Origin of the sequence: Nostoc sp. FACHB-152 (assembly GCF_014697475.1) — a bacterium.
In the GTDB taxonomy this organism is placed as follows: Bacteria; Cyanobacteriota; Cyanobacteriia; order Cyanobacteriales; family Nostocaceae; genus Nostoc_B.
The window spans coordinates 246,752-269,727 of record NZ_JACJRV010000003.1 but is presented as its reverse complement, the minus strand read 5'-3'; the positions used below and the strand labels follow the sequence as shown (position 1 = coordinate 269,727).

Genomic DNA, 22,976 nt, shown 5'->3' with positions numbered 1-22,976 from the left:
TTACTTTCTTTTTAGAATCATCAAACAGTTTAACCTAAAATTACAACAGCTTCAGCAGGCAATTTAAAATAAAAGTTTTAAATCTGTTACTTTCATTACAAAATAAGATATCTGTGTATTATATAAATGGCAAATGAACAAGTCATTTTTACTTGCCTCTTAGCCGTTTAACACCCAAATACTTAGTACAAAATCCTAGATAAAATCTCTATTTATTGAAGCGTTCATCCACAGAATTGCTGTGAATGTTTTAGCCGCTTCAGTTACTGAAACGTCTATCTAATCAGCATTTTTATTGTCAAAACATCATTTCTACTAACCGATATCAAGCTGAATAATAAAATCAATTTTTTATTTATTAAAATATCAGGAATCCTTAATAATTATGGCTATGTAAACATAACTAAAGTGTCTCTAAATACAATATTAAGATTAGGTTAATTTACATAAACTTGATAAAAAAGTTTGCGAAATAGAATATCATAAATGAAGAAAGAAAAGGTATTTTTGGACTGAGAATTATCTACCTAATTTGAGGAATTTGATTTTCCTCGGTGCTAACTACCTAAACTGCCAAAAAATTGCCGAAAGCTGTGAGCATTATGGTAGTCTACTAGTATCTATTAAACCTGTAATATTTTCCAAGTTTAGTAGACGATTGACTCTGAGATTACCCCTACCAAACAGGAAATCGACGGGTAACCAAAATTCTCTACAAACCCAAAGAAATTTAAAATCTTGGGAAAGGTGCTTACCATCAAGTCCATCAGCTAGTTACTGCTATTTCAGCAATAAGGTGTGAACCACAATTAGGAGGCAAGTAGTTTTCCTGTTGTTACTAGTAAAGGATGAAAAAATCTAAATACCGAAAGAATCTTTATAGATTAAACGGGGAAGATAGATAATTTTGTAATTGGTATGACAAGTAGAGAAAAGAAAGGGTGATTTTTGAGTTTGTCAGGAAAGAATAACAATAGCAAAAAAAAGCTTCTTTTTAGTAGTAATTTGCTATATAATTCGGAGCCATTGGCAGAACCAAATACTAGTAACCAGAAAATCACAGCATCCTAAAAAGTTTAAAGTAAAGATATCACCTAAATTTAGGTGTATACTGCTTACTTTGCTCTGACTATAAATTTGTAAACGTGCTATTCAACTGTCTGTAATATGAGTAACGACATAGATCTGATCAAACGTCTTAGCCCTAGTGCGATGGATCAGATCATGCTTTATCTGGCTTTTAGTGCCATGCGGACGAGTGGACATAGGCATGGAGCATTCCTAGATGCAGCAGCCACCGCAGCTAAGTGTGCAATTTACATGACCTATCTCGAACAAGGGCAAAATCTCAGAATGACAGGTCACTTGCACCACCTGGAGCCAAAAAGAGTCAAGATTATTGTCGAAGAAGTCAGACAAGCTCTGACAGAAGGTAAGTTGCTGAAAATGCTGGGTTCTCAGGAACCACGCTACTTAATTCAACTGCCTTACGTGTGGATGGAAAAATTTCCTTGGCAACCGGGGCGATCGCGCGTTCCTGGTACAAGTTTGACGAGTGAAGAAAAGCGTCAAATTGAGCAGAAATTACCCAGTAACTTGCCAGATGCACAATTAGTTAGCTCTTTTGAGTTTCTAGAACTGATTGAATTTCTGCACAAGCGATCGCAAGAAGTTCTGCCGCCTGAACATCAGATGCCGTTGAGCGAAGCCTTAGCAGAACACATTAAGCGTCGTCTCCTTTACTCCGGTACGGTAACTAGAATTGATTCCCCCTGGGGAATGCCCTTTTATGCGCTGACTCGTCCTTTCTATGCGCCAGCCGACGATCAAGAGCGTACCTACATCATGCTAGAAGATACAGCGCGGTATTTTCGGATGATGAGAAACTGGGCAGAAAAACAGCCAAATTCTATGCGCGCCTTAGAAGAACTGGATATTCCGCCAGAAAAGTGGGAGCAAGCTATGGAAGAGCTTGATGAAGTCATCCGCGCTTGGGCTGATAAATATCACCAAAGTGGTGGCATCCCCATGATTTTACAGATGGTTTTTGGTAGAAAAGAAGACGAATAAATTTTCTCTTGAAACCTTGCGCTCAGTAATATAATCACCGTGAAATTCAACGGTTGGAAAATTTTGAAATGTTTAGTGATAACGACGGGATCGCTCCTGCTGCAAGAATCAGAAACCTAGCTGATTACTTACCTTAAATAGCAGGAAGCTTCCGTTGGCATCCGCTACTGCAAACCTGATAGCCAGTATTTTTCAGCTTTATATAAAATTTCAAACAGGGTTAATTTTATTAAAAGGGAATAGGGAATGGGCAATAGGCAAAAGAATAATTATCGTTCTTACCTATTCCCTACTCAAAATTTGTAGTCAAAAAGTGACTCGTTACTCTTAGATTATTTAATTGGCAATTGCAATATAGGTGGTGAAGTAGCGATCCCGTTAGCTGTTTCAGCAGCATCAATACAAGAATCTAATGCCTGAATAGGTGTCAAAGCAGAAATTTCTCTACGTAAACCAACTACGCACTGTGCAAAAGTTTCCGGTAATAAACTGCGCCCACAGTAAGTTAATACTGCTGGGTTAACTTCTTCTTTTGTATTTTGGCTAACACCCACAACACAGCGAGCTAATTCCTTGGGACGACGCGCCCTGCTACAAGAAGCTAGTGCATCTGCTGGGGCAATTTGTGTTCTCTGTCTAATTGCTGCTACACAGGCAGATAAATCTCTTGGGCGTATTGCTGTAGAACAACCCTGTGCTGCTGCTTCTGGTGTTACATCTGCCTTTAAAAGTTGACCAGCACAAGCACGATAACTATTGTTGTAATAGGCATCTGTAACTGCGTCACTGGGCAGGATAGATGTTAACAGCCCAGCTGTAGCTACAACTGGTGTAGCTAAACGAATTGTTTTAGCTTTGAATATCCCAGACATAGACCAGCCTTGCGATTTTTTAGCTGTGCTAATCTTTTGTTTGCCCATTGCCATGTTCCAAAAACCCTAAGTTATGCTACCTCAAATGTACGGCAACTCTAATCAGTAATCAAAAATTTATGGGAGTTGTCGTGAAAAATTGAGAGTTGACTATAAAATTTTAATGATTAAATTTAGGATTTTTGGCATTTTTGATTTACAGATATTTATAATAGTATGTCTGGGTAAATTTTAAACAGGATTAGATTAAGGAAACTCATGTCCCGATACAGAGGGCCACGCCTCAGAATTGTTCGCCGTTTAGGCGACTTACCAGGATTAACTCGTAAAAGCGCAAGACGCGCCTATCCACCGGGTCAGCATGGTCAGAATCGCAAAAAGCGTTCTGAATACGCTATCCGTCTAGAAGAAAAACAAAAGCTCCGGATGAACTACGGTCTAACAGAAAAGCAATTGCTGCGCTATGTGCGTAAAGCTAGGCGCGTGACTGGTTCTACCGGACAAGTGTTGCTGCAATTGCTAGAAATGCGGTTAGATAATACCGTTTTCCGCTTGGGTATGGCTCCCACAATTCCAGCAGCGCGTCAGCTGGTGAATCACTGCCATGTCACAGTTAACGGTCGTGTAGTTAATATTGCTAGCTACCAGTGCCGTCCTGGTGAAGTAATTGCTGTTAGAGATAAAGCACCATCGCGGAAGTTAGTAGAAGCTAACTTGCAATATCCCGGTTTAGCTAACCTTCCTAGCCATTTGGAATTTGACAAAAACAAGCTAGTTGGTAAAGTTAACGCTGTGATTGAGCGTGAGTGGGTGGCTCTACAAGTTAACGAACTGCTGGTTGTGGAATACTATTCACGCCAAGCATAAGTCAAGAGTCAAAAGTCAACAGTCAAGAGTCAATAGACTTTAGACTATTGACTTTGGACTATTGACTAACCCCCAATCTGTGACATGGTACGGCTGTATGTACCAGTAGTGCCAGAGTCGCGGCTTTTAAAGTTAATTTCTGCCTTAATTGCTAATAAATGTCTGACTTGTTCTCGTAGTTGCTGGGTGCTAATACCAGAACGCAAGGCAGTTTTTAAATCTAATTGACCAGTTTCATTTAATAAGCAGGGACGTAACCAGCCATCTGCGCTCAGACGCATCCGGTTACACCGATCGCAAAAACATTCTGACATCTGGCTAATAAATCCCAGTGTCCCTTTTGCTCCCGGAATTTGAAAAACATCAGCAGGCCCATTACCACGCACTTGCGAATCTGTCAAGCCCCATTGTTTGCGGATGCGTTGGCGTAAATCAGCAGAAGATACCCAACCGCGATCGCCAAATAATTCCCAATTGCCAATCGGCATAAACTCAATAAATCGGACGTGCCACTGTTTGTCAATGGTGAGGGCGGCTAAATCAAGAACTTCGTGGTCGTTAACACCGGGGATCACCACTACATTGAGCTTAAGAGGGTCAAATCCCACCTTGTAAGCGGCTTGAATCCCATCCCAGACTTGTTGCCAGCGAGAACGTCCGCGATTGCCGATAATTTGATCGAAAATATCGGGATCAAGAGAATCTAGGCTGATATTAATGCGGCGTAAACCTGCATCGTAAAGACCTTGGGCGATGGGAGCGAGTAAAAACCCGTTGGTAGTCATGGATAAGTCTTTAGTTTCGCTTAATGATGCGATCGCCCTTACTAAATTTACAACACCAGGGCGGAGTAAAGGCTCTCCTCCCGTTAACCGAAACTGTGTAAAGCCAACAGGAATAAACACCTCTTGAATCAGGGTGAGTAATTCTGCATCAGTCAGTAATTGTTGCTTTAAAGCATATTCTAGTTCTGCACCTTCCGGCATACAGTATTGACAACGGAAATTGCAGCGATCAATTAAGCTAATACGAAGATAATCTACCTGGTTCATTTTTAAGTATTTATTTCTATTGTAAGTAGCTAGGAATCGGGAAAACATTCAACGTAATAAAAGCCCGTTAACATTTGCTTATACAACTCTTTCATCAGTTGGGCTGCTGCTTGATTATTCAACTGCCATAATGAAAAAACTACACTCGCCCAAGCCGCATACATTAATCCTTAGTTAATTTTCTGCTAGAGGTGCGGAGAGAGTTTGCAAGAGGTCTAATTTTTACCAGCAAAATTGATGTAAGAGAATTTGGCAAGGCAAAGCGATGAGTGCATTAGTTACATCCATCACTTTAGAAGAATTCCTGCAACAGGCTGAAACTAAACCTGCTGCTGAATATTTTGATGGGCAAGTGAGTCAAAAACCTATGCCGCAAGGAGAACACAGCTTATTACAACTTGAACTGTGCGAAGCTATCAACCGGAATGCTAAACCGCAAAAAATTGCTGTTGCCTTCCCGGAATTGCGGTGTGTATTTGGTGGTGCAGCAATTGTTCCTGATGTTGCGGTGTTTCGCTGGGAACGCATTCCTCGTGACGCTTCTGGCAAGATTTCTAACTGTTTTGAAATTCATCCCGACTGGGCTATAGAAATTTTATCTCCAGACCAAAGCCAAGCTAAGGTTCTGCGTAATTTGTTGCACTGCTGTCAAAATGGTACTGAGTTGGGATGGTTGATTTTTCCAGATGAAGCTAGTGTTTTAGGCATTTTTCCTAATCAACGGGTAGAAATGTTTACGGGTACAGACGCGCTTCCTATACTCAGTAATATTGATTTGTCTTTAACGGTTGAGCAAGTTTTTAGTTGGCTAACTCTTTAGAGTATCAGCTAGCGATCGCCTCATCCATAGATAACATTAAAGCGTTTGTAATAAATGCTTTAATCTTGTTTATGAATGTTGTAACGTTAATGACTAATGTTGGATAGTTTGTCACAAATGCTTAAAGGTTTGTAGTAAATGTTGCAACGTTAGTGACTAATGTTTGATGGTTTGTCACAAATGCTTAAAGATTTGTAGTAACTGTTGTAACGTTAGTGACTAATGTTAGATAGTTTGTAACAAATGCTTAAAGATTTGTAGTAAATGTTGCAACGTTAGTGACTAATGTTTGATGGTTTGTCACAATCTTAAATAATAAAATCCCCGACCTCTTTAAAAAGTCGAGGATCTCAAGACTACAAATTACCCAACTTAAACAGTGAACAGTAAACAGTGATCACGGCATATGGTGGGAGGTTTAAATCTGCCACCAACGCCTACTACCAATTGGTGTGGTGTTTCACCTTCATATAAACACTTCACCTTTACTGATAACTGATAACTGATAACTGTTAAAACGGAATGTCATCGGGATCGGGTTCTTCTGTAGCTGGGGTATAGGTATTACGCTCAAAGTTGCTGGGTTGATAGGTTGGTTCTGGTGTGGCTGGAGGCGCAACACTTACACTAGTTGCAGGGGTGGGTGCGGAACGTGGCGGTTCATAACTGGAAACATCAGCTTGAGTATATGTTTGAACTGAAGATGATGGCTGCGAATAAGTGTCTGTCGCTGATGGAGTAGTATGAAAACCTGCGCCTACAGGATGAATGCGTTGTATTGTGAGTTCGGCACGTTTTTCTTTAAATCCTTCGGGGCGACGCTCAAATGTTACCATGCCTAAACGCCCTTCAAGAATGACGCGATCGCCTTGATGATAATTTTGCTGCACTTCTGTGGCTAAGTTTCCCCAACTCACAACTTTTAGAGTTGCTGGCGGATCTTCTGGTCGTTGAGAATTAGAAAACTGTACTAGCATTTCTGTAACTGCTAGATTATTATCGGCTGTGTATCTTAATTGTGGCTCTTGAATAATATCTGCCATTAAAACGCAGCTGTTCATTACTTCCTCCTAATCAAATAATTCGTAATGCGTAGTTCGTAATTATGAATCAATAATGTAAGCTTTCTATTTTTAGCTACTTTTAGCATAAAAGCCAAGCGATGACATTGCACAGTAGTCATAACACTACTGGCAGCCTTCGCCTGACTGGAACGAGCATTGAATTCTGCATGAGTAGTATAATTGTACCACTTAAAGCAGAAAAAATACTCACAGTTAAGTTTGTACATGAACTGGAAATACACCTAAAGCAATCAATCTTGCGGGAATATCACGCAAAATGGGCAAGCGTAGCAACGCTGGTGCTTGAAAGGTGCGATTTGTAGCGAGAATTGGAGCAAATATCTGTTTTTGAATAAAGGTTTGAAATGCTTGAATGATGCGTGTAGGTAATTCTCTTTGACGTTGGACTTTTGCTAAGTTGCTTAGTTCTATATGTTTGTTATGCAGTGGTTGACTCAGAACATTAGCAGCCACGACAGCATCTTGAATGGCGTAATTAATTCCAACACCGCCAACGGGAGACATGACATGGACTGCATCACCAATTAATAACAGTCCTGCACGATACCAGCGTTTCACACGGCTAGATTCTACAGAAAGAAAGGCTACCTGTGACCAATCTTGGAGATTGTTGACACGTTCTCTTAATTCTGGCACAACTTCGACAACAGATTTTTTTAACTCTTCTAAACCAGCAGCACGCAATTTTTGATAGCCACCTTTAGGAATCACATAGGCAATTTGCCATTCATCGCCACGGTCAAGCATAGCTATGATATGACCAGCACCAAAACGCCCCATCCCTCCCTCAAAATCTTCTGGATGGCGAGGTAAGCGAAACCACAGAACATCCATCGGCGGCGAAGTTTCAACAGACTCAAAACCTCCCAACTGCCTTAAACGTGAATTACGTCCATCTGCACCAACTGTCAGAATTGCTCTAATTTCATGCCAGCCACCACCACCCCGATAACGTACACCTTTAATTACTCCGTCTTCCTCAATTAACTCTTGGACATTTGCACCTAAAATTAACTGAAAATTCGGATATTGTTGCGCTTCTTGGGTAATGAACTCTAAAAATTTCACCTGCGGCAACATTGTGATGTAAGGATAGGGCGTTTTTAAATAACTAAAATCGGCCAAAGTGACTGTATCTTGAGGAGTTTGGATTCTAATTTGGCGCATTTTGGTATGGGGCAATTGTAATAAGCGATCGCTTAATCCCAATTCCTCCATAATTTCCATTACAGATGGATGAATTGTATCTCCCCGAAAATCACGGTCAAAATCTCTATGTGCTTCCAGCAGCATTACAGATATGCCTTGACGCGCTAATAACAAAGCCAAAACAGCCCCAGCCGGGCCACCACCAACAATGCAACAATCTGTAGTTTGTACGTCTACAATGTCATGAGCAGGATTCGGCGATATGTGGGTAGTCATCACAACACCTCTTGATAGGAAGCGGGGGCGGGGGAGCAGGAGAGGCAGAGGGGGAATGAAATGTATTTTTTATGTCTGTAATATCAAGGGTAGTTTGGTTTTTTGAGTGGAAACAATTTTTTTAACTTTTCGTAGTCACTGGGAAAATGTAAGATGAACGCTAAAATGTCCCTTGTCATTTGTTTTTAGTTAATGACTAAGCCCCGTTGGGTCTGGTGTGATGTGTAGAGTGTGGGGAAACAGACAGCCCCAACAACCGCGCTTGATACAAGCTCTATGCTTGAGGGCAGTTGTGTTGGTAGAGGCAAGAAGACCTTCCCTACACCCCACACCCTACCCCCTACACCCTGCGCGAAGCGCTTGACTAATGACTAATGACTAATGACCAATGACGATTAATAAAACTCGTGGCGCAAGTAATTTTAGAAAACGTTTATAAAAGTTTCCCCCCACGTAAAGGGGAAATTAATGCAGCACAAGAGCGTGCAGAAAATATTAATGTCTTACGGCGGATTAACCTGACAATTGCCGATGGTGAATTTATGGTGCTGGTGGGGCCTTCTGGCTGTGGTAAAAGCACCCTCATGCGATTGATTGCTGGGTTGGAAACGCTGACTGGTGGCAATATTTTAGTAGGCGATCGCTTGATTAATGACCTACCACCAAAGGAACGGGACATTGCAATGGTGTTCCAAAATTACGCCCTCTACCCGCACATGACGGTGTATGACAACATTGCTTTTGGGTTACGCCGAAGGGAGAGCCGGGGAGCAGGGGAGCCAGGGAGCAGGGGAGCGAAAACTCCTCAGTGGTCGGAAAATTTTTTGGTGGGAGTGACGCGGAAGTTGCCGAAAGGATTGCGTTATGTTTCCCCCAAAGAAAGATTGGTTGATGAGAGGGTGCGGTCGGTGGCGCAATTGTTACAAATTGAAATGTTGCTGAATCGCTTACCTAAACAGCTATCGGGGGGACAAAGACAACGGGTAGCTTTAGGCAGAGCGATCGCTCGTAATCCGCAAGTATTTTTAATGGATGAGCCACTATCTAATTTAGATGCCAAACTCCGGGCGGAAACCCGCGCCCAAATTGTGAAGTTGCAACGCCAGTTAGGGACGACAACAATATACGTTACCCACGACCAAACCGAAGCAATGACAATGGGCGATCGCATTGCAATTATGAATTTAGGGCAAATTCAGCAGGTTGCTTCGCCTTTGGAACTGTACAACCGTCCAGCTAACCGTTTTGTTGCTGAATTTATTGGTTCACCACCAATGAATTTTATTCCTGTAGAGTTTCATGCCCCGTTGTTAATTACCCATCCCCTGTTTCGGTTCACCTTGCCAGAAAGTTGGGGGAAAGCTTTGCAAAAATACGATAAACAAAATTTAATTTTAGGCATTCGGCCAGAACATCTGAGCCTGAGTTTACCCGCAACTAAAAATATCCCTGTGCAAGTAGACTTAGTAGAAAACTTAGGTAACGATGCTTTTGTGAGTGTTAGACCTACCGAACCTAACTCTTCCCCCGCGTCTACAGCCCCTTACTGGCAAGTGCGTATACCCACAGACCGCCAAGTAAGTATAGGTGAGCAATTATGGTTATCCCTCACCCCTGAAAAAATGCACTTTTTTGACCCTGATACTGAATTAGCTATATTTCCTCAAGAAATATAGGAGGCAATAGGCAATAGTAATAGGCAATAGGCAACAGGCAATAGGCAATAGTTAGGAGGCAATAGGCAAGAGGCAATAGTGTTTAAAGTTGCTTATTGTCTATATTTGATGATTAGTTTTACTCGCCTTCCCGTAGGGAAGCCCGCCTATCGCGCTTGGCGCACCACACGGATTAACCCAAAATCAAGATAGTGTAGCCACGACTTCAGTCGCCCATCACTACTCTTACCTATTGCCTATTGCCTATTGCCTATTGCCTGTCACCTGTTCCCTGTCACCTACGTTCCTGATAATCTTCCGAAGACTTTGGATCTAACTCCCAACGACGATCATCGCGCTCTTCTAAAATATCGTTTGTACGGAGAAAAGCTCGATCATCCATCTCTAAGCCTACGGCTGCTTCTATTTCTTCTGTAACATCCTGCTCTGGCATGGCAACAGTACCGCCAACCGCTTCATCACCTACGGTATCTTGCCAATAAGTATCAACATCACCACTGCTGAGGGCGGGGCTATCGGGAAACTCTGGGCTTGTTTCGAGCGATCGCTGACCAATATTGTACCCTGGCAGGTCTTTCACACCTGTACCGTAGGATTCGGTAATTTCCTGCGGCAAATCCTCAGAATTAATTTCTTGATGATTATTTGTTTCTGCCATAATCTCAGCCTTTTCTGCATTATTTAGAATAACGTTTTTATTCTTTAATTTTGTCTAGCTTGGGATGTACAACTTTAGAAATAAAACAATATATCCCCTAAGAACGAAGTTGAGAAAACTGTTGCCTTCTAATCTGGTAAGTGTAAATCAAAGAAAAAGCCACTTGTATTTGAATTTGGTAATTATGAGTTAAGAAGAACTCAACCCACACAGCGATGCCATTTAATCTTCAGTCTTCTTACTCATAATTATTTTTATTTAATTAAGCCATACATTCATTCATTAATTAATCTAATTAGTCAAATTATCAAAATAGGTAGATCTATGACATATCAAAACAATCATTCTGGAAAGAAAAAAATTGCAATTCTAATTGAAAATGATGTAGAAGATGCAGAATTTACAATTCCTTATAATGGGCTGAAACAAGCGGGGATGGATGTAGTTGTCCTCGGTTCGCGGATGAACGAAAAATATAAGGGGAAACGCGGTAGAGTTTCGGCTCAACCTGATGGTACAACCACAGAAGCGATCGCAGCAGAATTTGATGCAGTGGTGATTCCTGGCGGTATGGCTCCTGACAAGATGCGCCGCAACCCTAATACAGTCAGGTTTGTGCAAGAAGCATTCCAACAAGGAAAGTTAATAGCAGCAGTTTGTCACGGGCCACAACTACTAATAGAAGGCGATTTGCTCAGAGAGAAACGTGCCACTGGTTTTAGTGCTATCCGCCGCGATATGCTCAATGCTGGCGCAAATTATCAAGATGAAGCATTAGTAGTTGATGGTAATTTAATTACTTCCCGCGAACCCGGAGACTTAGCAATTTTCACCACAGCTATTTTGAGTCGCCTGGGCTACAGTGGTCAAGATGCAGCACTTCCAGAAGAAACAGATACTAGTGCGGAATGGTGGAAAATTGCTGATGCTTGGGGTGGTTCCACTAAAGGTGAAATCGCCAGAGGCTTGAATACGGCATTAAGTGGTGAGCGTTATTCTTTAGAAGCTTTACAAAAGTATTTTGAAAAAGAATCAGATACCGAAGCGAAATCTCTGTTTCAAGAGACGATCACTAATAAACAACGCCACATTGAAATATTAGAAACCTATCTCAACAGATTAGGTGAAAAGCCTTCTTTAGCGGCGAATATTGCTAATCAATATGCCAAAGTCAAAACTGCTATGTCTGGTAGTGATGACATATACCAAATACGTTGCGCTTTAGGTGATTTGCAAACAGGTATTGGCGACATTGGCAATTTGTGTGCCATGTTTACTGACCCAGTAGCAACCGCTATTTTCAAAGAAATTTACCGCGATTTGTTGAAATCCGAACAACGCTTAGTAGAGCTATATCGGGCGAAGTTAGGTGCGGGGGTGCAATCTCCTAAGCCGACGACCGGTGCTGCTGTATCTATGTAAAACGAACCGCAGAGGCGCGGAGAACGCAGAGAAATGCGCCTCTGTGTTGATTTTAAGGAGAAATAACAGTGACTTCAACAGGCGATCGCATAAATAAAAATCAACCAGAAGCAGGTGATTTAGAGCGTTGGGCTTCTCTAATTGGCGGTGGGGCTATGGTACTCACGGGTTTAAGACAAGGTTCGTTGCGAGGTGCTTTAACTGCTTTAGCAGGTGGTGGTTTGATTTATCAAGGTGTAACCAAGCAAAGCACAATACAGCAAGCACAGGAAGCGGTGAACATGAATAAACCAATCAAAGTTGAAAAGACGGTAACTATAAATAAACCAGCAGATGAACTTTACCGTTTTTGGCACAACTTTGAGCAATTGCCCACCTTTATGAAGCATCTGCAATCTGTGAAGGTGTATGATGCAAAACGTTCTCATTGGGTAGCGAGTGCGCCCTTGGGTAACAACGTGGAATGGGATGCAGAAATTCTTGAAGATAGAGAAAACGAGTTTATTTCTTGGGCTTCTGTGGAAGGTGCAGATATTGATAACTCCGGCTTTGTGCGGTTTAAAAAAGCCCCAGGCGATCGCGGTACGGAAGTCAAAGTAGTTTTAGAATACAACATCCCCGGCGGCGGATTAACTGCTGCTTTAGCCAAACTTTTTGGTGAAGAACCAGAACAGCAAATTGGTGATGACTTGCGCCGCTTCAAAATGCTGATGGAAGCAGGAGAAATCGCCACCACAGAAGGGCAGCCAACAGGACGCAGGTAGAAGAAAGAGGCAGGGGGGCAGGGAGCGGGGGAGCAGGGGGAGAGAGATACAAATGACTACTGACTAATGACTATGGACTAATTATTTATGAAAGCAGTCTGTTGGCAAGGTGCTAATGAAGTTCGGGTTGAATCAGTACCAGACCCGACAATTCTTAATCCCCGTGATGCGATTATTAAAATTACATCCACAGCCATTTGTGGTTCTGATTTACATATATATGGCGGCTATATCCCGACAGTCCAAAAAGGTGACATTATTGGTCACGAATTTATGGGGGAAGTCGTTGAAGTTGGTAAGGGAGTTAATAATTTAAAAGTAGGCGATCGCGTTGTTGTTCCGTCTACAATTGGTTGTGGTAACTGTGCTTATTGCCAGCGCGATATGTGGTCGCTGTGCGATAATTCCAACCCTAACAGTTGGCTAGAAGAAAAGTTATTTGGCAATGTCACCTCAGCAATTTATGGCTACTCTCATTTATTAGGTGGCTATGCAGGCGCACAAGCCGAATATATCCGCGTACCCTTTGCTGATGTTGGCGTTGTCAAAGTTCCGTCAGATATACCCGACGAAAAACTTTTATTTATTTCCGACGCTATTCCGACTGGCTACATGGGAGCAGAACTCTGTGATATTCAGCCAGGGGATACGGTAGCAGTTTGGGGAAGCGGTGCAGTTGGACTGTTCGCCATGATTAGTGCCTACATGATGGGTGCAGAAAAAGTAATTGCTATAGACCGCTTCCCCGAACGTTTAGAAATGGCAAAAAAATATGCCAAAGCGGAAGTAATTAATTACGAAGAAGTTAATGCAGGTGAAGCATTAAAAGAAATGACTGGCGGACGCGGCCCTGATGCTTGCATTGATGCAGTCGGTTTAGAAGCGCATGGTGTTGGTTTAGAAGACTTCTATGACCAGACAAAACAAAAGCTCAGGTTAGAAACCGACCGTCCCCACGTATTAAGAGAAATGATGGTAGCCTGTCGAAAAGGCGGCACTCTCGCAATTATGGGTGTTTATGGTGGTTTCGTAGACAAAATACCCTTGGGTGCAGCTTTCAACAAAGGTCTAACCTTCAGAATGGGGCAAATGCACGGACAGAAATATATGCATTTGTTACTCCAGCAAATCTTGGACGGTAAACTCGATCCTTCTTTTGTGGTAACTCATCAACTACCGCTCGAAGAAGCGGCTCACGGTTATCACATTTTCCAACAGAAAAAAGACAACTGTGTCAAAGTCGTCCTCAAACCATGAATTGGCTGATAGCCGTTCAGTTGTACACACAAATAAATAAAGCAAATGAGGTTATTTATGAAGCAAGTCATTTCTAGCTTACGCAAAATTATGGTTGTTTTCTTAGTAGGATTTATGTTCTTACTAGGACAAGCATTTAGCTTTGTTAATGTCGCACAAGCTGATGTCACAACCCCAGAAGGTATTTATTACAAAGGCACCCCCGAAGGTCAAAATAGCGGCATTCAAAATGATAACCAAGTAAGAAATGCTCAGTCCAAACTGAAAGGTGCTGCTGATAATATTCGTGGAAAACTAAACTTGGATGAGGATACTCCCAGAGCTACAAAAGAGTTTCTCAACGATGCAAAAAATAGAGTAGGTGACACAATTAGTGGTAATCAATCTTCTCAAGGTAGCAGAGAAGGCTATTACAAAAATCCTCAGAGCAGACAAACCAGAGATAGAGTCTAGTTTGTCGCAAATTATGAGTCTTATAGCAGGAGACAGGTAACAGGGTTAAAACTCTTGTAACTTCTTAACAATCTTGGCTGTTTCTATAATATTTGACTCATAGCGATTTAGGGTGTGTTAGGCGTATCTTTTCAGCATAATTTGATGAAAGAGATAACCAAATCGCCTCACGCCCTATTTTATTTATTACTAGCTATTTTGTTATTTGTTTAAACAAATAACAAAGGACAAATGACAAAGGACTAAAAATTATGAAAGCAGTTTGCTGGCACGGAGCAAACGATGTGCGGGTAGAAACGGTTCCTGATCCAAAAATTATTAACCCGCGTGATGCAATTGTTAAAATTACTTCTACGGCAATTTGCGGTTCAGATTTGCATATTTATGATGGCTTCATTCCTTCCATGCAAAAAGGAGATATCCTTGGGCATGAATTCATGGGGGAAGTAGTAGAATTAGGCAGTGAAGTTAAGAATGTAAAAATAGGCGATCGCGTCGTAGTTCCCTTCACAATATCCTGCGGGAACTGTTTTTTTTGCCAGCGCGATTTATGGTCACTTTGTGATAACTCCAACCCCAATGCTTGGCTAGTAGAACTGCAAATGGGTCACTCACCAGCCGGCTTATTTGGTTACTCGCACTTATTTGGTGGTTACGCTGGCGGACAAGCAGAGTATGCACGAGTACCCTTTGCAGATGTTGGCTTATTCAAAATTCCCGACCATCTCACCGACGAGCAAGTTCTATTTTTAACTGACATCTTCCCAACTGGTTACATGGCAGCAGAAAACTGCAACATCAAACGCGGAGATGTTGTGGCTATTTGGGGTTGCGGCCCAGTCGGACAATTTGCCATTAAAAGTGCTTTTCTCCTGGGTGCAGAACGCGTCATCGCCATAGACCGTATCCCCGAACGCCTGCAAATGGCCAAAGAACAAGGCAAAGCCGAAGTCCTCAACTATGAAGAGGTAGATGTTGGCGAAGCACTTAAAGAAATGACCGGTGGCCGTGGCCCTGATGCTTGTATTGATGCAGTTGGTATGGAAGCACACGGCACAGATGCAATGGCTATATACGACAAAGTAAAACAAGCAGTCCGTCTCGAAACAGACCGTCCAACCGCCTTACGCCAAGTAATTCTATCTGCTGGAAAAGGTGGTCATGTATCACTTGCTGGAGTATACGGTGGCTTCCTAGACAAAATCCCGATGGGTTCGGCAATGAACAAAGGCCTCACCTTCAAAATGGGACAAACCCACGTTCATAAATACTTAAAACCCTTACTCAATCACATTGAAAACGGCGATCTCGACCCTTCATTTGTGATCACACATCAACTACCTTTAGACCAAGCACCCCACGGTTACGAAATTTTTAAACATAAAAAAGATAACTGTATCAAAGTTGTTCTCAAACCATAAGATGGGTAATTAATTATGACTGACACCAGCGTTAAAAAAGTCGATTCTAGCCATTCACCCAAAGGGAAACTCGGTCAGAAATATCTTGCTTCTGGCAAATCTCTAGCAATGCGCCTTTGGGAAAATGAGCAACCAGGCGAAGATAAACAACCAACAGCACGCGACTATGAAACTGTTGGTTATGTAATTAATGGTCGTGCAGAATTGCATATTGAAGGACAAATGATTTTGCTAGAACCCGGTAGTTCATGGGTAGTTCCAAAAGGTTCACAACATACCTACAAAATCCTTGAACCATTCACTGCGGTAGAAGCAACCAGTCCACCCGCCCAAGTACATGGACGCGATGAAAATTAACCTTTCATAGTTCACTTTCAAATACCTATTATCTTAAGAGTGCGTTTAGTTTTCACTAGCGCACTTTTTTTTACTCCGCGTCACTCTGCGCTTGCCTTCGTGTTCCTCCGCGTTAAAAATACATTGCTGTCTGATAAAACTTGTCAAACATCCTCTAACTACGGCATTACTGCAATCCTGATAACAATCAACCAAAAAGTAGATATCATTGCTGTCATATTTTATCTTTTTAAAATATAATAATTCAGTAAAACTAACAATTAATCACTAAAATATTGACGTAATTAATGATATTGCTATTAATTAATTGTTGAGTTTGCTTAAACATTTATTTTGAATGTATTACCTAAAAAATAGCTAATTCATCTGTGTTGGTTTGTGTTCATCTATAGTCTTAAATTGCCTGTATTTTCTACATTTTTTCTCAAACTACAGGCTGATGAAGATTTAAGTTTTACTTAGTTTCCTAGTCAATATAAGGTAACAAAAACTTAGGAGACTTAATGTTTTACCACACCAAAAAATTACAGTACTTCAAACCACCAGAAAAGCCCGATGTAATTTACGCCATGAAAATTCAAGAACTCATTGGTGGAACTTTTGGCGAAATGACTGTAATGATGCAGTATCTATTTCAGGGTTGGAACTGTCGCGGCCCTGCAAAATATAAAGATATGCTACTAGATGTGGGTACAGAAGAAATCGGTCACATCGAAATGTTAGCTACCATGATTGCCCACTTGCTAGACAAAGCACCAGTCAAAGTCCAAGAAGAAGGCGCACAAGATGCGGTAGTGGGTGCAGTCATGGGTGGTTCCAACCCACGCGATGTCATTATGAACGCGGCTATGAACCCGCAGCACGCCATTGTTTCTGGTTTAGGTGCTACACCATCTGATAGCGTTGGCTATCCTTGGAACGGTCGTTTTATCGTTGCTAGTGGCAATCTTTTAGCCGATTTCCGTTCTAATCTGCACGCTGAAAGTCAAGGACGTTTGCAAGCGGTACGAATGTACGAAATGTCAAACGACCCAGGGGTAAGAGTTCTCCTGAGTTTTATGATTGCGCGTGACACTATGCATCAAAACCAATGGTTAGCCGCAATTGAAGATTTAGAAGCAGAGGGAATTGAAACCACTCCTGTTCCAGGTTCTTTCCCATTGGATTTGGAAAAACGCGAGTTTGCATATCAATTCTGGAATCATTCTGAAGGTACCGAAAGTTCTGAAGGTCGTTGGGCAAAAGGGCCTTCAATGGACGGTAAAGGTGAATTCGAGTATGTTGAGAATCCCAAACCTTTAGGCCCAGAACCACATCTACCAGTAGCAGACCCGAAATTGCATGGTACCCCCGGCCCTCTACCTGCACAAGTTAATCCTTCTAACGGCGGTACTGTTGTTGATAAGACAGTGATTAAAGGCTAAAGCTTAATTAGCTTTAATCGTGTTGACTGTTGACTGTTGAGTGTCAACGGTCAACAACCTAATACCAATTCTGTATAAAGATGCGCCAAACTATATAAGAAACGAACCGCAAAGGACTCAAAGGACTCAAAGAGTAGAGAAAAGAGAGTTTAGCGCAGCCTCATAAAGAAACGGTATAACCAATATTCCCCTATTCCCTTTAACAATTTCTTAATTTCAGGCTTCAGACTTCGATCGCCTGGGTACATTTACCATACATAGGTATGATGCTTGAAAAGCGCGGCGACAACTAAGTTATGATTCAAGCCGTGACCATTTGAATAGTTGCATCTTGATAACCAATGGTAAACTTTACCCCCGTGGCCACACTCTATGTCAACCCTGTTACAGGGAAGGATACTAATGACGGTTCACGGTTAAATCCGTTTAAAAGTCTCACCCGTGCTTTAAGAACTACAACACCCATAATTATTCAGCTAGCTCCTGGAACTTACAGTACCGCTAACGGTGAACAGTTCCCCTTGGTGCTAACTGCGGGCGTAATAGTAATTGGCAGTGAATCAAATAAAGGTACGGGCGTTGTCATTTCTGGAAGTGGTGAGTATCAAAGCCCTAGTTTTGGGGTGCAGAATATCACGTTGTTGTTGCTTGGCGATGCTAGTCTCATGGGTGTGACTGTGACTAATCCTACTGCCAAAGGAAGTGGTGTATGGATAGAGTCATCATCTCCTTATGTAGCTCACAATACTTTCACTAACTGTGGCCGGGAAGGAATATTTACTGCTGGTAATGCCAAACCTGCAATTGTAGATAATGTGTTTGTGCAGAATGCTGCCAGTGGTTTGTTTATGGCGCGGAACAGTAAAGGCGAAGTGTTGCGGAACGCGTTTCAAAAAAATCCTTTGGGTATAGCGGTTACTGACTCTGCGGCTCCTTTAATTGCCAATAATAAATTATCAGAGAACCGGACTGCGATCGCTCTTTCTCGTGATGCGCGTCCGGTATTACGACAAAATTCTATTATCAAAAATCCTCAAGGTGGATTGTTAGTAAATGCTAACGCTGTCCCAGATTTAGGTAGCAGCCAAGATGCAGGCAGTAATATCTTTCAGGATAATGGCGAGTTTGATTTGCAAAATGCTAGCTCACAACCGCTAATTTCCGCAGGTAATCAATTAAATCCTAGCCTAGTGAAAGGACAGGTAAATTTAATTGCGGCGACACAAGACTCTCCCAAACCAGTTACCGGAAGCAGCAGTTTTCCTGATTTGGCAGGACATTGGGCAACAGTTTTTGTAGAAGCATTAGTCAGTAGAGGGGCAATTAGCGGTTTTCCTGATGGCACTTTCGGCCCAAACGCACCCATAACTCGCGCTCAATACGCAGCTGTGATTGCGAAAACTTTTGGGTTGCCAACCAGCACAAAAGGAAGTAAATTTACGGATGTTAAACCTGATTTTTGGGCAGCACCAGCTATCTTTAGTGCTGCTGAAAAGGGTTTTATTAGTGGTTTTCCTGACGGCTCGTTTCGAGCAGGACAGAACCTGACTAGGGTACAAGCAATAGTATCAATTGTTAACGGTTTAAAATTTACAGGGGGTAGTCCAAATGTGTTAAGTGTATACCGCGATCGCGCCCAAATTCCCAGCTATGCTACCAATGCTGTCGCCGCCGCTACTCAAAAGCTACTGGTAGTTAACTATCCGCAATCTGACCTGTTAGAACCACTGCGAGACGTCACACGCGGTGAAATTGCCGCCCTACTGTATCAGGCATTAGTTGCCAACAGCAAAGAAAAAGCGATCGCCTCGCCTTATATTGTCAGCCCCGAAGTAGAAATTCCTACTTTCACGGACGTAAGCGGACACTGGGCTGAACCATTTATTCGAGGTTTGGCCAGCATGAGTTTAACTCACGGTTTTGCTGATGGTAGCTATCAACCAGATAAACCAATGACTCGCGCTCAATATGCGGCTTTGATAGCTGTCGCTTTTAATCCTGCTCCTAAACGCCCCGCCCTGGAATTTATCGATGTACCGCAGAATTTTTGGGCTTATAAAGCTCTACAAATTGCGGCTAGTGGCGGCTTTGTGAGTGGATTTAGCGATCGCACCTTCCGCCCCGATCAAAATGTCCAAAGATTACAGGTGATTGTTTCTTTAGTCAACGGGCTAGGCTTACCAGCAGCCGGGAGCAATGGTTTACTTCCTTACACTGACAGTAATACTATTCCTGAGTATGCCCAAACAGCAGTGGCAACTGCTACACAACAAAGAATTATTGTCAACTACCCACAGCCTCAGCTTCTCGCACCTACACGCGAAGCAACCAGGGCAGAGGTAGCCGCAATGGTTTATCAGGCCTTAGTTGCTATTAAACGTACAGCAAATATTAATTCACCCTATATAGTTTCGACAGCCAACAGTTGACCAAGTAAAATGAAAAACACTGCTCATACACTTGGAAACCTTGGTTACTAACCCTATAGCTAAAAACACGCTAGGCTATAGGCGATGGGTCGAAAACTTACACCTATTGCCGCAAGCCAATAGTCCCATGTTTACCAACGCGCCAGAAACTTCTGCCGAATTGGCAGCTGCCTTACTCCTACATTACAGTTTTGACCTCAGTGGCTACACTGTCATTGAGTTAGTTAACCGTTGGCAAAATCAATATCCTTTAGATTGGCTGCATTTGGCAGTAATTGAGGCACTGTATCAAGGTCGCTATAAAGCATTTTCTGTACAGCAAATCCTCGCATTTTGGCAACGGCGAGAGCAGCCGATTTATCATTTCAATATGGAATTTGAACGCCTGATTTGTAGCAAGTTCCCAGAAATATTAACGGCATTGGCTACACCAGCCTTGCCACCTGCCAATGAGAATAGTAGCTCAGAAAATGTAGCGAATGTTGCCAATTTGGCAACAACAGCAGATTCTTTAGCTAGTGTTGATGCTGGATATGAGCAGAGAAAAAATTCTGCCGTGCAAGTTATCAACAGACAAACCGAGATAGCATCCGACACAGCAGATAATGAGCGAGTCAGAAACATTTTGGCATCTTCCACATTGAGTGTTGCGGCCTCAAGTCTGAAATCCAAAGCTAATTCACAACCGACGCTGCCCAACAATCTGCCATCAAACCTTGACAAACAAACAAAACTACTGACATCTACAGTCAATCATCCACCAATTGGGCGGTTTACTCCCGAAAAAAGCGATCGCACCGAGCCATTGACCTCAAAACTTAAAGCAATCTCCAACGAAAGCCCCCAGGCTTGGTAACTTCTAACGCTGGAAAATAGTTATTATTCTACTTCGCTTGTTAATATCTGATAGCAGGGAACAGGAAACAGGTTTGAAAGCCTCTTAATTTCCATGTTTGATAATTAATTGTTGTCCTAACCTATACTTTGGCTGCTATACAGCAATCCTAAGTAAGTGACAAATAAGTCTTACATTTAGAGACTATTCATAAAGTAAATCTTAAGTAGGGTGTGTTAAGGCGTTAGCCTAACGCACCTTGTTATTTAGCGGTGCGTTAGGCACTTAAGTTATCTTTTTCGTGAGAAATCATATCGAAATTAGTACCTAACACACCCTACAGTAATTTTATTTTTACTTTAGAAATAACTCTTATACTGAGGATTGAATTAGCAGATTATACCTTTAAGAAACTTTTTGTTACCATACCAGCGTCGTGCAGAAAGAATAGCTCTATTAACCAAATTTATCTGCTAATATACTCGCAACTAGTATCAAGCAAAAAGGATGCTTGTATGTACAGTTGTCGGTTAACAGATTGTTTGTCGCTTTAACATATTGATGTTATCGGAAGAGAAAACCTTACAATGCAAGGTTTTCAGTTGTTGATGTGAGCGCTAATCCGTGCCTTGTGAGGAATGCCCAAAAAATTACGACTCCTTGAGCCGTCTTGACTTTAGCAGTTTCTGATAGGACGACATTAATCTGTTAAAGTGACAAACAATTTGTTAACCGACATTTGGCAATACAACATAATGTCTACTTAACATCTGCACATAGTACTACAGCGGCTAAAGCCAACATCAAACCAATGCTCTGTCGAAAAGTAATAGGCTCTTTAAGGATAAAATAAGCCATTATAATAGTGATAATGGGATACAAAGCTGTTATGGGGATAATAATAGAAACATTACCTTTGCTGAGTGCAATAAATAAAAACAGTGATGCTACAGCACCAGTAACTCCAACTAAGGTTGCATAGATAACTCCCCTTATATCTGAATTCAAAGTCAATTTTTCTCCTGTCATGACAAATAAAGCTAATGCTGAAAAGCCAATTGCTTCGTAACCTAAAGCACTTTTGGGGGTAATGTAGTTAGCCGCCATTTTGCTACAAAATCCCCACACGCCATATAAAACTGAAGAGATTAGTGTATAGATAAGCCATTCATCTACTTGAAACATTTCGTACCATCGGAATAAAAGTATAAAGTTAGTTATGAGGTAAAGTTATGCAGCAGAAATGTCTAAATAGTTTTAAGAGATGACATAGATAACTTCCAAAGTCTTACTTTAAATAATCTGCAATAAATTTATTAGATTTTAATTTTAATTCTTCAGAATTAAAATTAAACCCACAAATTATAACTCTACAGTTTACAGAACCGCATAAACATTTAGAAAACGCACTTACAATACATTCTGTTGTTTCGTAATCAAATGTAATTTCTTCTAATAGTGCAATATTACTAATAGCAACAAAATCATATCCTCCAAATTCATTATTGCGAACGCCAGTATTCGGAGAGCAAGAGTGATTAATTAATCTTCCCGGTTCATCAATGTCTATATGTAAGTCAAAGCCCATCTGGAGTGAATAAACAGTTCTATCTGGTACTACTTTTACTCTCTTTCCAATTATTACAGTTTCCCCTTCTGTAAAATTATAATTAGCAAATACGCCTTGACCTTTAGGTGTTGTTTTTATGAGAACTTTGTTGAAACTATCTATTTTCATAATTATTTTAAGTACTAGTAATATACGTTACGTGATTACTATATCATGTAAGGCTAACAGCGTTATGATAAAAGTATGATGAAAATATGGATAATTTGACATATTGAAACTAGTTGTAGTGTCTTTTTTTTATTCTTACACCAATAATAAATAAGTAAGACTAAAAGATTGTTACAGAAATATGAGGTAAGGGAGTAATTGGGGTAAAGACAAGATACGCGCAAAATTTATCACCATGTAAAGTTTTTGAAACAAATTTCACGTGTTCGCCTTTGTCTATATGAGAGAAAAGTCTGCCTAGTTTGGCTTTCAGCCTAATGAACACTTCGAGCTTATCTCTCCCAAATTAGA

General features: G+C 41.4%; 21 protein-coding genes. 13 read left to right on the top strand and 8 right to left on the bottom strand.

Translation table 11 applies throughout. The features are described from left to right. Positions 1 to 1,167 precede the first annotated feature (1,167 nt). Positions 1,168 to 2,070 carry a heterocyst differentiation master regulator HetR gene (hetR, locus tag H6G76_RS05000; protein ID WP_190696248.1) on the top strand — a complete coding sequence of 301 codons (903 nt, stop codon included), beginning with the start codon at positions 1,168 to 1,170 and terminating at the stop codon, positions 2,068 to 2,070. Positions 2,071 to 2,402: 332 nt separating this feature from the next. Here hetR and H6G76_RS04995 read toward each other — a convergent pair whose 3' ends face one another. Further along, positions 2,403 to 2,990 (bottom strand): hypothetical protein, encoded by a 588-nt coding sequence (locus tag H6G76_RS04995; RefSeq protein ID WP_242056315.1) that lies wholly within the window; start codon positions 2,988 to 2,990, stop codon positions 2,403 to 2,405. A gap of 210 nt (positions 2,991 to 3,200) precedes the next feature. Between H6G76_RS04995 and rpsD the strand changes: the two genes are divergently transcribed. Then, positions 3,201 to 3,809, top strand: a complete 609-nt coding sequence (rpsD, locus tag H6G76_RS04990; protein WP_190696245.1) for a 30S ribosomal protein S4 — start codon at positions 3,201 to 3,203, stop codon at positions 3,807 to 3,809. Between the two features lie 65 nt (positions 3,810 to 3,874). Here the strand turns inward: rpsD and moaA are convergent, their stop codons facing one another. Together moaA and H6G76_RS38210 are read right to left on the bottom strand one after the other, a co-directional pair. Further along, positions 3,875 to 4,861, bottom strand: a complete 987-nt coding sequence (gene moaA / locus H6G76_RS04985; RefSeq protein ID WP_190696242.1) for a GTP 3',8-cyclase MoaA — start codon at positions 4,859 to 4,861, stop codon at positions 3,875 to 3,877. A 29-nt stretch (positions 4,862 to 4,890) separates the two neighbouring features. Continuing rightward, on the bottom strand, positions 4,891 to 5,025 hold the full coding sequence (locus H6G76_RS38210; RefSeq protein WP_190696239.1) for a CHAT domain-containing protein: 135 nt from the start codon (positions 5,023 to 5,025) through the stop codon (positions 4,891 to 4,893). Between the two features lie 101 nt (positions 5,026 to 5,126). Here H6G76_RS38210 and H6G76_RS04975 point away from each other — a divergent pair, with 101 nt between their 5' ends. Continuing rightward, positions 5,127 to 5,681 (top strand): Uma2 family endonuclease, encoded by a 555-nt coding sequence (locus H6G76_RS04975; protein WP_190696237.1) that lies wholly within the window; start codon positions 5,127 to 5,129, stop codon positions 5,679 to 5,681. Between the two features lie 512 nt (positions 5,682 to 6,193). Here the strand turns inward: H6G76_RS04975 and H6G76_RS04970 are convergent. Both H6G76_RS04970 and H6G76_RS04965 read right to left on the bottom strand, forming a co-directional pair. Further along, positions 6,194 to 6,742: a single-stranded DNA-binding protein gene (locus tag H6G76_RS04970; protein ID WP_190696234.1), complete on the bottom strand. Its 549-nt coding sequence runs from the start codon at positions 6,740 to 6,742 to the stop codon at positions 6,194 to 6,196. Positions 6,743 to 6,958: 216 nt separating this feature from the next. Continuing rightward, positions 6,959 to 8,191, bottom strand: a complete 1,233-nt coding sequence (locus H6G76_RS04965) for an FAD-dependent oxidoreductase (protein WP_190696230.1) — start codon at positions 8,189 to 8,191, stop codon at positions 6,959 to 6,961. Positions 8,192 to 8,598: 407 nt separating this feature from the next. Here H6G76_RS04965 and H6G76_RS04960 point away from each other — a divergent pair, with 407 nt between their 5' ends. Continuing rightward, positions 8,599 to 9,867 (top strand): ATP-binding cassette domain-containing protein, encoded by a 1,269-nt coding sequence (locus H6G76_RS04960; RefSeq protein ID WP_190696227.1) that lies wholly within the window; start codon positions 8,599 to 8,601, stop codon positions 9,865 to 9,867. Between the two features lie 274 nt (positions 9,868 to 10,141). Here the strand turns inward: H6G76_RS04960 and H6G76_RS04955 are convergent, their stop codons facing one another. Continuing rightward, positions 10,142 to 10,525: a DUF6335 family protein gene (locus tag H6G76_RS04955; RefSeq protein WP_190696224.1), complete on the bottom strand. Its 384-nt coding sequence runs from the start codon at positions 10,523 to 10,525 to the stop codon at positions 10,142 to 10,144. Positions 10,526 to 10,849: 324 nt separating this feature from the next. Here H6G76_RS04955 and H6G76_RS04950 point away from each other — a divergent pair, with 324 nt between their 5' ends. The 9 genes from H6G76_RS04950 to H6G76_RS04910 all read left to right on the top strand — a co-directional run bounded on the left by H6G76_RS04950 (position 10,850) and on the right by H6G76_RS04910 (position 20,908). Continuing rightward, on the top strand, positions 10,850 to 11,947 hold the full coding sequence (locus tag H6G76_RS04950; protein WP_190696220.1) for a DJ-1/PfpI/YhbO family deglycase/protease: 1,098 nt from the start codon (positions 10,850 to 10,852) through the stop codon (positions 11,945 to 11,947). Positions 11,948 to 12,015: 68 nt separating this feature from the next. Next, positions 12,016 to 12,711 carry an SRPBCC family protein gene (locus H6G76_RS04945; protein ID WP_190696217.1) on the top strand — a complete coding sequence of 232 codons (696 nt, stop codon included), beginning with the start codon at positions 12,016 to 12,018 and terminating at the stop codon, positions 12,709 to 12,711. Positions 12,712 to 12,798: 87 nt separating this feature from the next. Further along, positions 12,799 to 13,968, top strand: coding sequence for a zinc-dependent alcohol dehydrogenase (locus H6G76_RS04940; protein WP_190696214.1), 1,170 nt, complete (start codon positions 12,799 to 12,801; stop codon positions 13,966 to 13,968). A 57-nt stretch (positions 13,969 to 14,025) separates the two neighbouring features. Next, on the top strand, positions 14,026 to 14,421 hold the full coding sequence (locus H6G76_RS04935; RefSeq protein ID WP_190696211.1) for a hypothetical protein: 396 nt from the start codon (positions 14,026 to 14,028) through the stop codon (positions 14,419 to 14,421). Between the two features lie 251 nt (positions 14,422 to 14,672). Beyond that, positions 14,673 to 15,842 carry a zinc-dependent alcohol dehydrogenase gene (locus H6G76_RS04930; RefSeq protein ID WP_190696208.1) on the top strand — a complete coding sequence of 390 codons (1,170 nt, stop codon included), beginning with the start codon at positions 14,673 to 14,675 and terminating at the stop codon, positions 15,840 to 15,842. 15 nt (positions 15,843 to 15,857) lie between these two features. Continuing rightward, a complete protein-coding gene (locus tag H6G76_RS04925; RefSeq protein WP_190696205.1) occupies positions 15,858 to 16,199 on the top strand; it encodes a cupin domain-containing protein in 342 nt (113 codons plus the stop codon). Between the two features lie 503 nt (positions 16,200 to 16,702). Continuing rightward, positions 16,703 to 17,623 carry a manganese catalase family protein gene (locus tag H6G76_RS04920; protein ID WP_190696203.1) on the top strand — a complete coding sequence of 307 codons (921 nt, stop codon included), beginning with the start codon at positions 16,703 to 16,705 and terminating at the stop codon, positions 17,621 to 17,623. A gap of 341 nt (positions 17,624 to 17,964) precedes the next feature. Continuing rightward, complete coding sequence (locus H6G76_RS04915) at positions 17,965 to 20,052, top strand: S-layer homology domain-containing protein (RefSeq protein ID WP_190696200.1); 2,088 nt, start codon at positions 17,965 to 17,967, stop codon at positions 20,050 to 20,052. Between the two features lie 127 nt (positions 20,053 to 20,179). Then, positions 20,180 to 20,908: a hypothetical protein gene (locus H6G76_RS04910; protein ID WP_190696198.1), complete on the top strand. Its 729-nt coding sequence runs from the start codon at positions 20,180 to 20,182 to the stop codon at positions 20,906 to 20,908. A gap of 738 nt (positions 20,909 to 21,646) precedes the next feature. Here the strand turns inward: H6G76_RS04910 and H6G76_RS04905 are convergent. Next, positions 21,647 to 22,072 carry an EamA family transporter gene (locus H6G76_RS04905; RefSeq protein ID WP_190696196.1) on the bottom strand — a complete coding sequence of 142 codons (426 nt, stop codon included), beginning with the start codon at positions 22,070 to 22,072 and terminating at the stop codon, positions 21,647 to 21,649. Positions 22,073 to 22,175: 103 nt separating this feature from the next. Further along, positions 22,176 to 22,625, bottom strand: a complete 450-nt coding sequence (locus tag H6G76_RS04900; RefSeq protein WP_190696192.1) for an SET domain-containing protein-lysine N-methyltransferase — start codon at positions 22,623 to 22,625, stop codon at positions 22,176 to 22,178. Between the last annotated feature and the right edge of the window lie 351 nt (positions 22,626 to 22,976).

Bases quoted from the DNA above. Each gene is read 5' to 3' on its own strand.
- H6G76_RS04910 (WP_190696198.1), top strand. From the start codon at position 20,180: ATGTTTACCAACGCGCCAGAAACTTCTGCCGAATTGGCAGCTGCCTTA.
- H6G76_RS04975 (WP_190696237.1), top strand. From the start codon at position 5,127: ATGAGTGCATTAGTTACATCCATCACTTTAGAAGAATTCCTGCAACAG.
- H6G76_RS04915 (WP_190696200.1), top strand. From the start codon at position 17,965: ATGGTAAACTTTACCCCCGTGGCCACACTCTATGTCAACCCTGTTACA.
- H6G76_RS04950 (WP_190696220.1), top strand. From the start codon at position 10,850: ATGACATATCAAAACAATCATTCTGGAAAGAAAAAAATTGCAATTCTA.
- H6G76_RS04965 (WP_190696230.1), bottom strand. From the start codon at position 8,191: ATGACTACCCACATATCGCCGAATCCTGCTCATGACATTGTAGACGTA.
- H6G76_RS04970 (WP_190696234.1), bottom strand. From the start codon at position 6,742: ATGAACAGCTGCGTTTTAATGGCAGATATTATTCAAGAGCCACAATTA.
- moaA (WP_190696242.1), bottom strand. From the start codon at position 4,861: ATGAACCAGGTAGATTATCTTCGTATTAGCTTAATTGATCGCTGCAAT.
- H6G76_RS38210 (WP_190696239.1), bottom strand. From the start codon at position 5,025: ATGTATGCGGCTTGGGCGAGTGTAGTTTTTTCATTATGGCAGTTGAAT.
- H6G76_RS04935 (WP_190696211.1), top strand. From the start codon at position 14,026: ATGAAGCAAGTCATTTCTAGCTTACGCAAAATTATGGTTGTTTTCTTA.
- H6G76_RS04930 (WP_190696208.1), top strand. From the start codon at position 14,673: ATGAAAGCAGTTTGCTGGCACGGAGCAAACGATGTGCGGGTAGAAACG.
- H6G76_RS04920 (WP_190696203.1), top strand. From the start codon at position 16,703: ATGTTTTACCACACCAAAAAATTACAGTACTTCAAACCACCAGAAAAG.
- H6G76_RS04900 (WP_190696192.1), bottom strand. From the start codon at position 22,625: ATGAAAATAGATAGTTTCAACAAAGTTCTCATAAAAACAACACCTAAA.
- H6G76_RS04940 (WP_190696214.1), top strand. From the start codon at position 12,799: ATGAAAGCAGTCTGTTGGCAAGGTGCTAATGAAGTTCGGGTTGAATCA.
- rpsD (WP_190696245.1), top strand. From the start codon at position 3,201: ATGTCCCGATACAGAGGGCCACGCCTCAGAATTGTTCGCCGTTTAGGC.
- H6G76_RS04995 (WP_242056315.1), bottom strand. From the start codon at position 2,990: ATGGGCAAACAAAAGATTAGCACAGCTAAAAAATCGCAAGGCTGGTCT.
- H6G76_RS04955 (WP_190696224.1), bottom strand. From the start codon at position 10,525: ATGGCAGAAACAAATAATCATCAAGAAATTAATTCTGAGGATTTGCCG.
- H6G76_RS04905 (WP_190696196.1), bottom strand. From the start codon at position 22,072: ATGTTTCAAGTAGATGAATGGCTTATCTATACACTAATCTCTTCAGTT.
- H6G76_RS04925 (WP_190696205.1), top strand. From the start codon at position 15,858: ATGACTGACACCAGCGTTAAAAAAGTCGATTCTAGCCATTCACCCAAA.
- hetR (WP_190696248.1), top strand. From the start codon at position 1,168: ATGAGTAACGACATAGATCTGATCAAACGTCTTAGCCCTAGTGCGATG.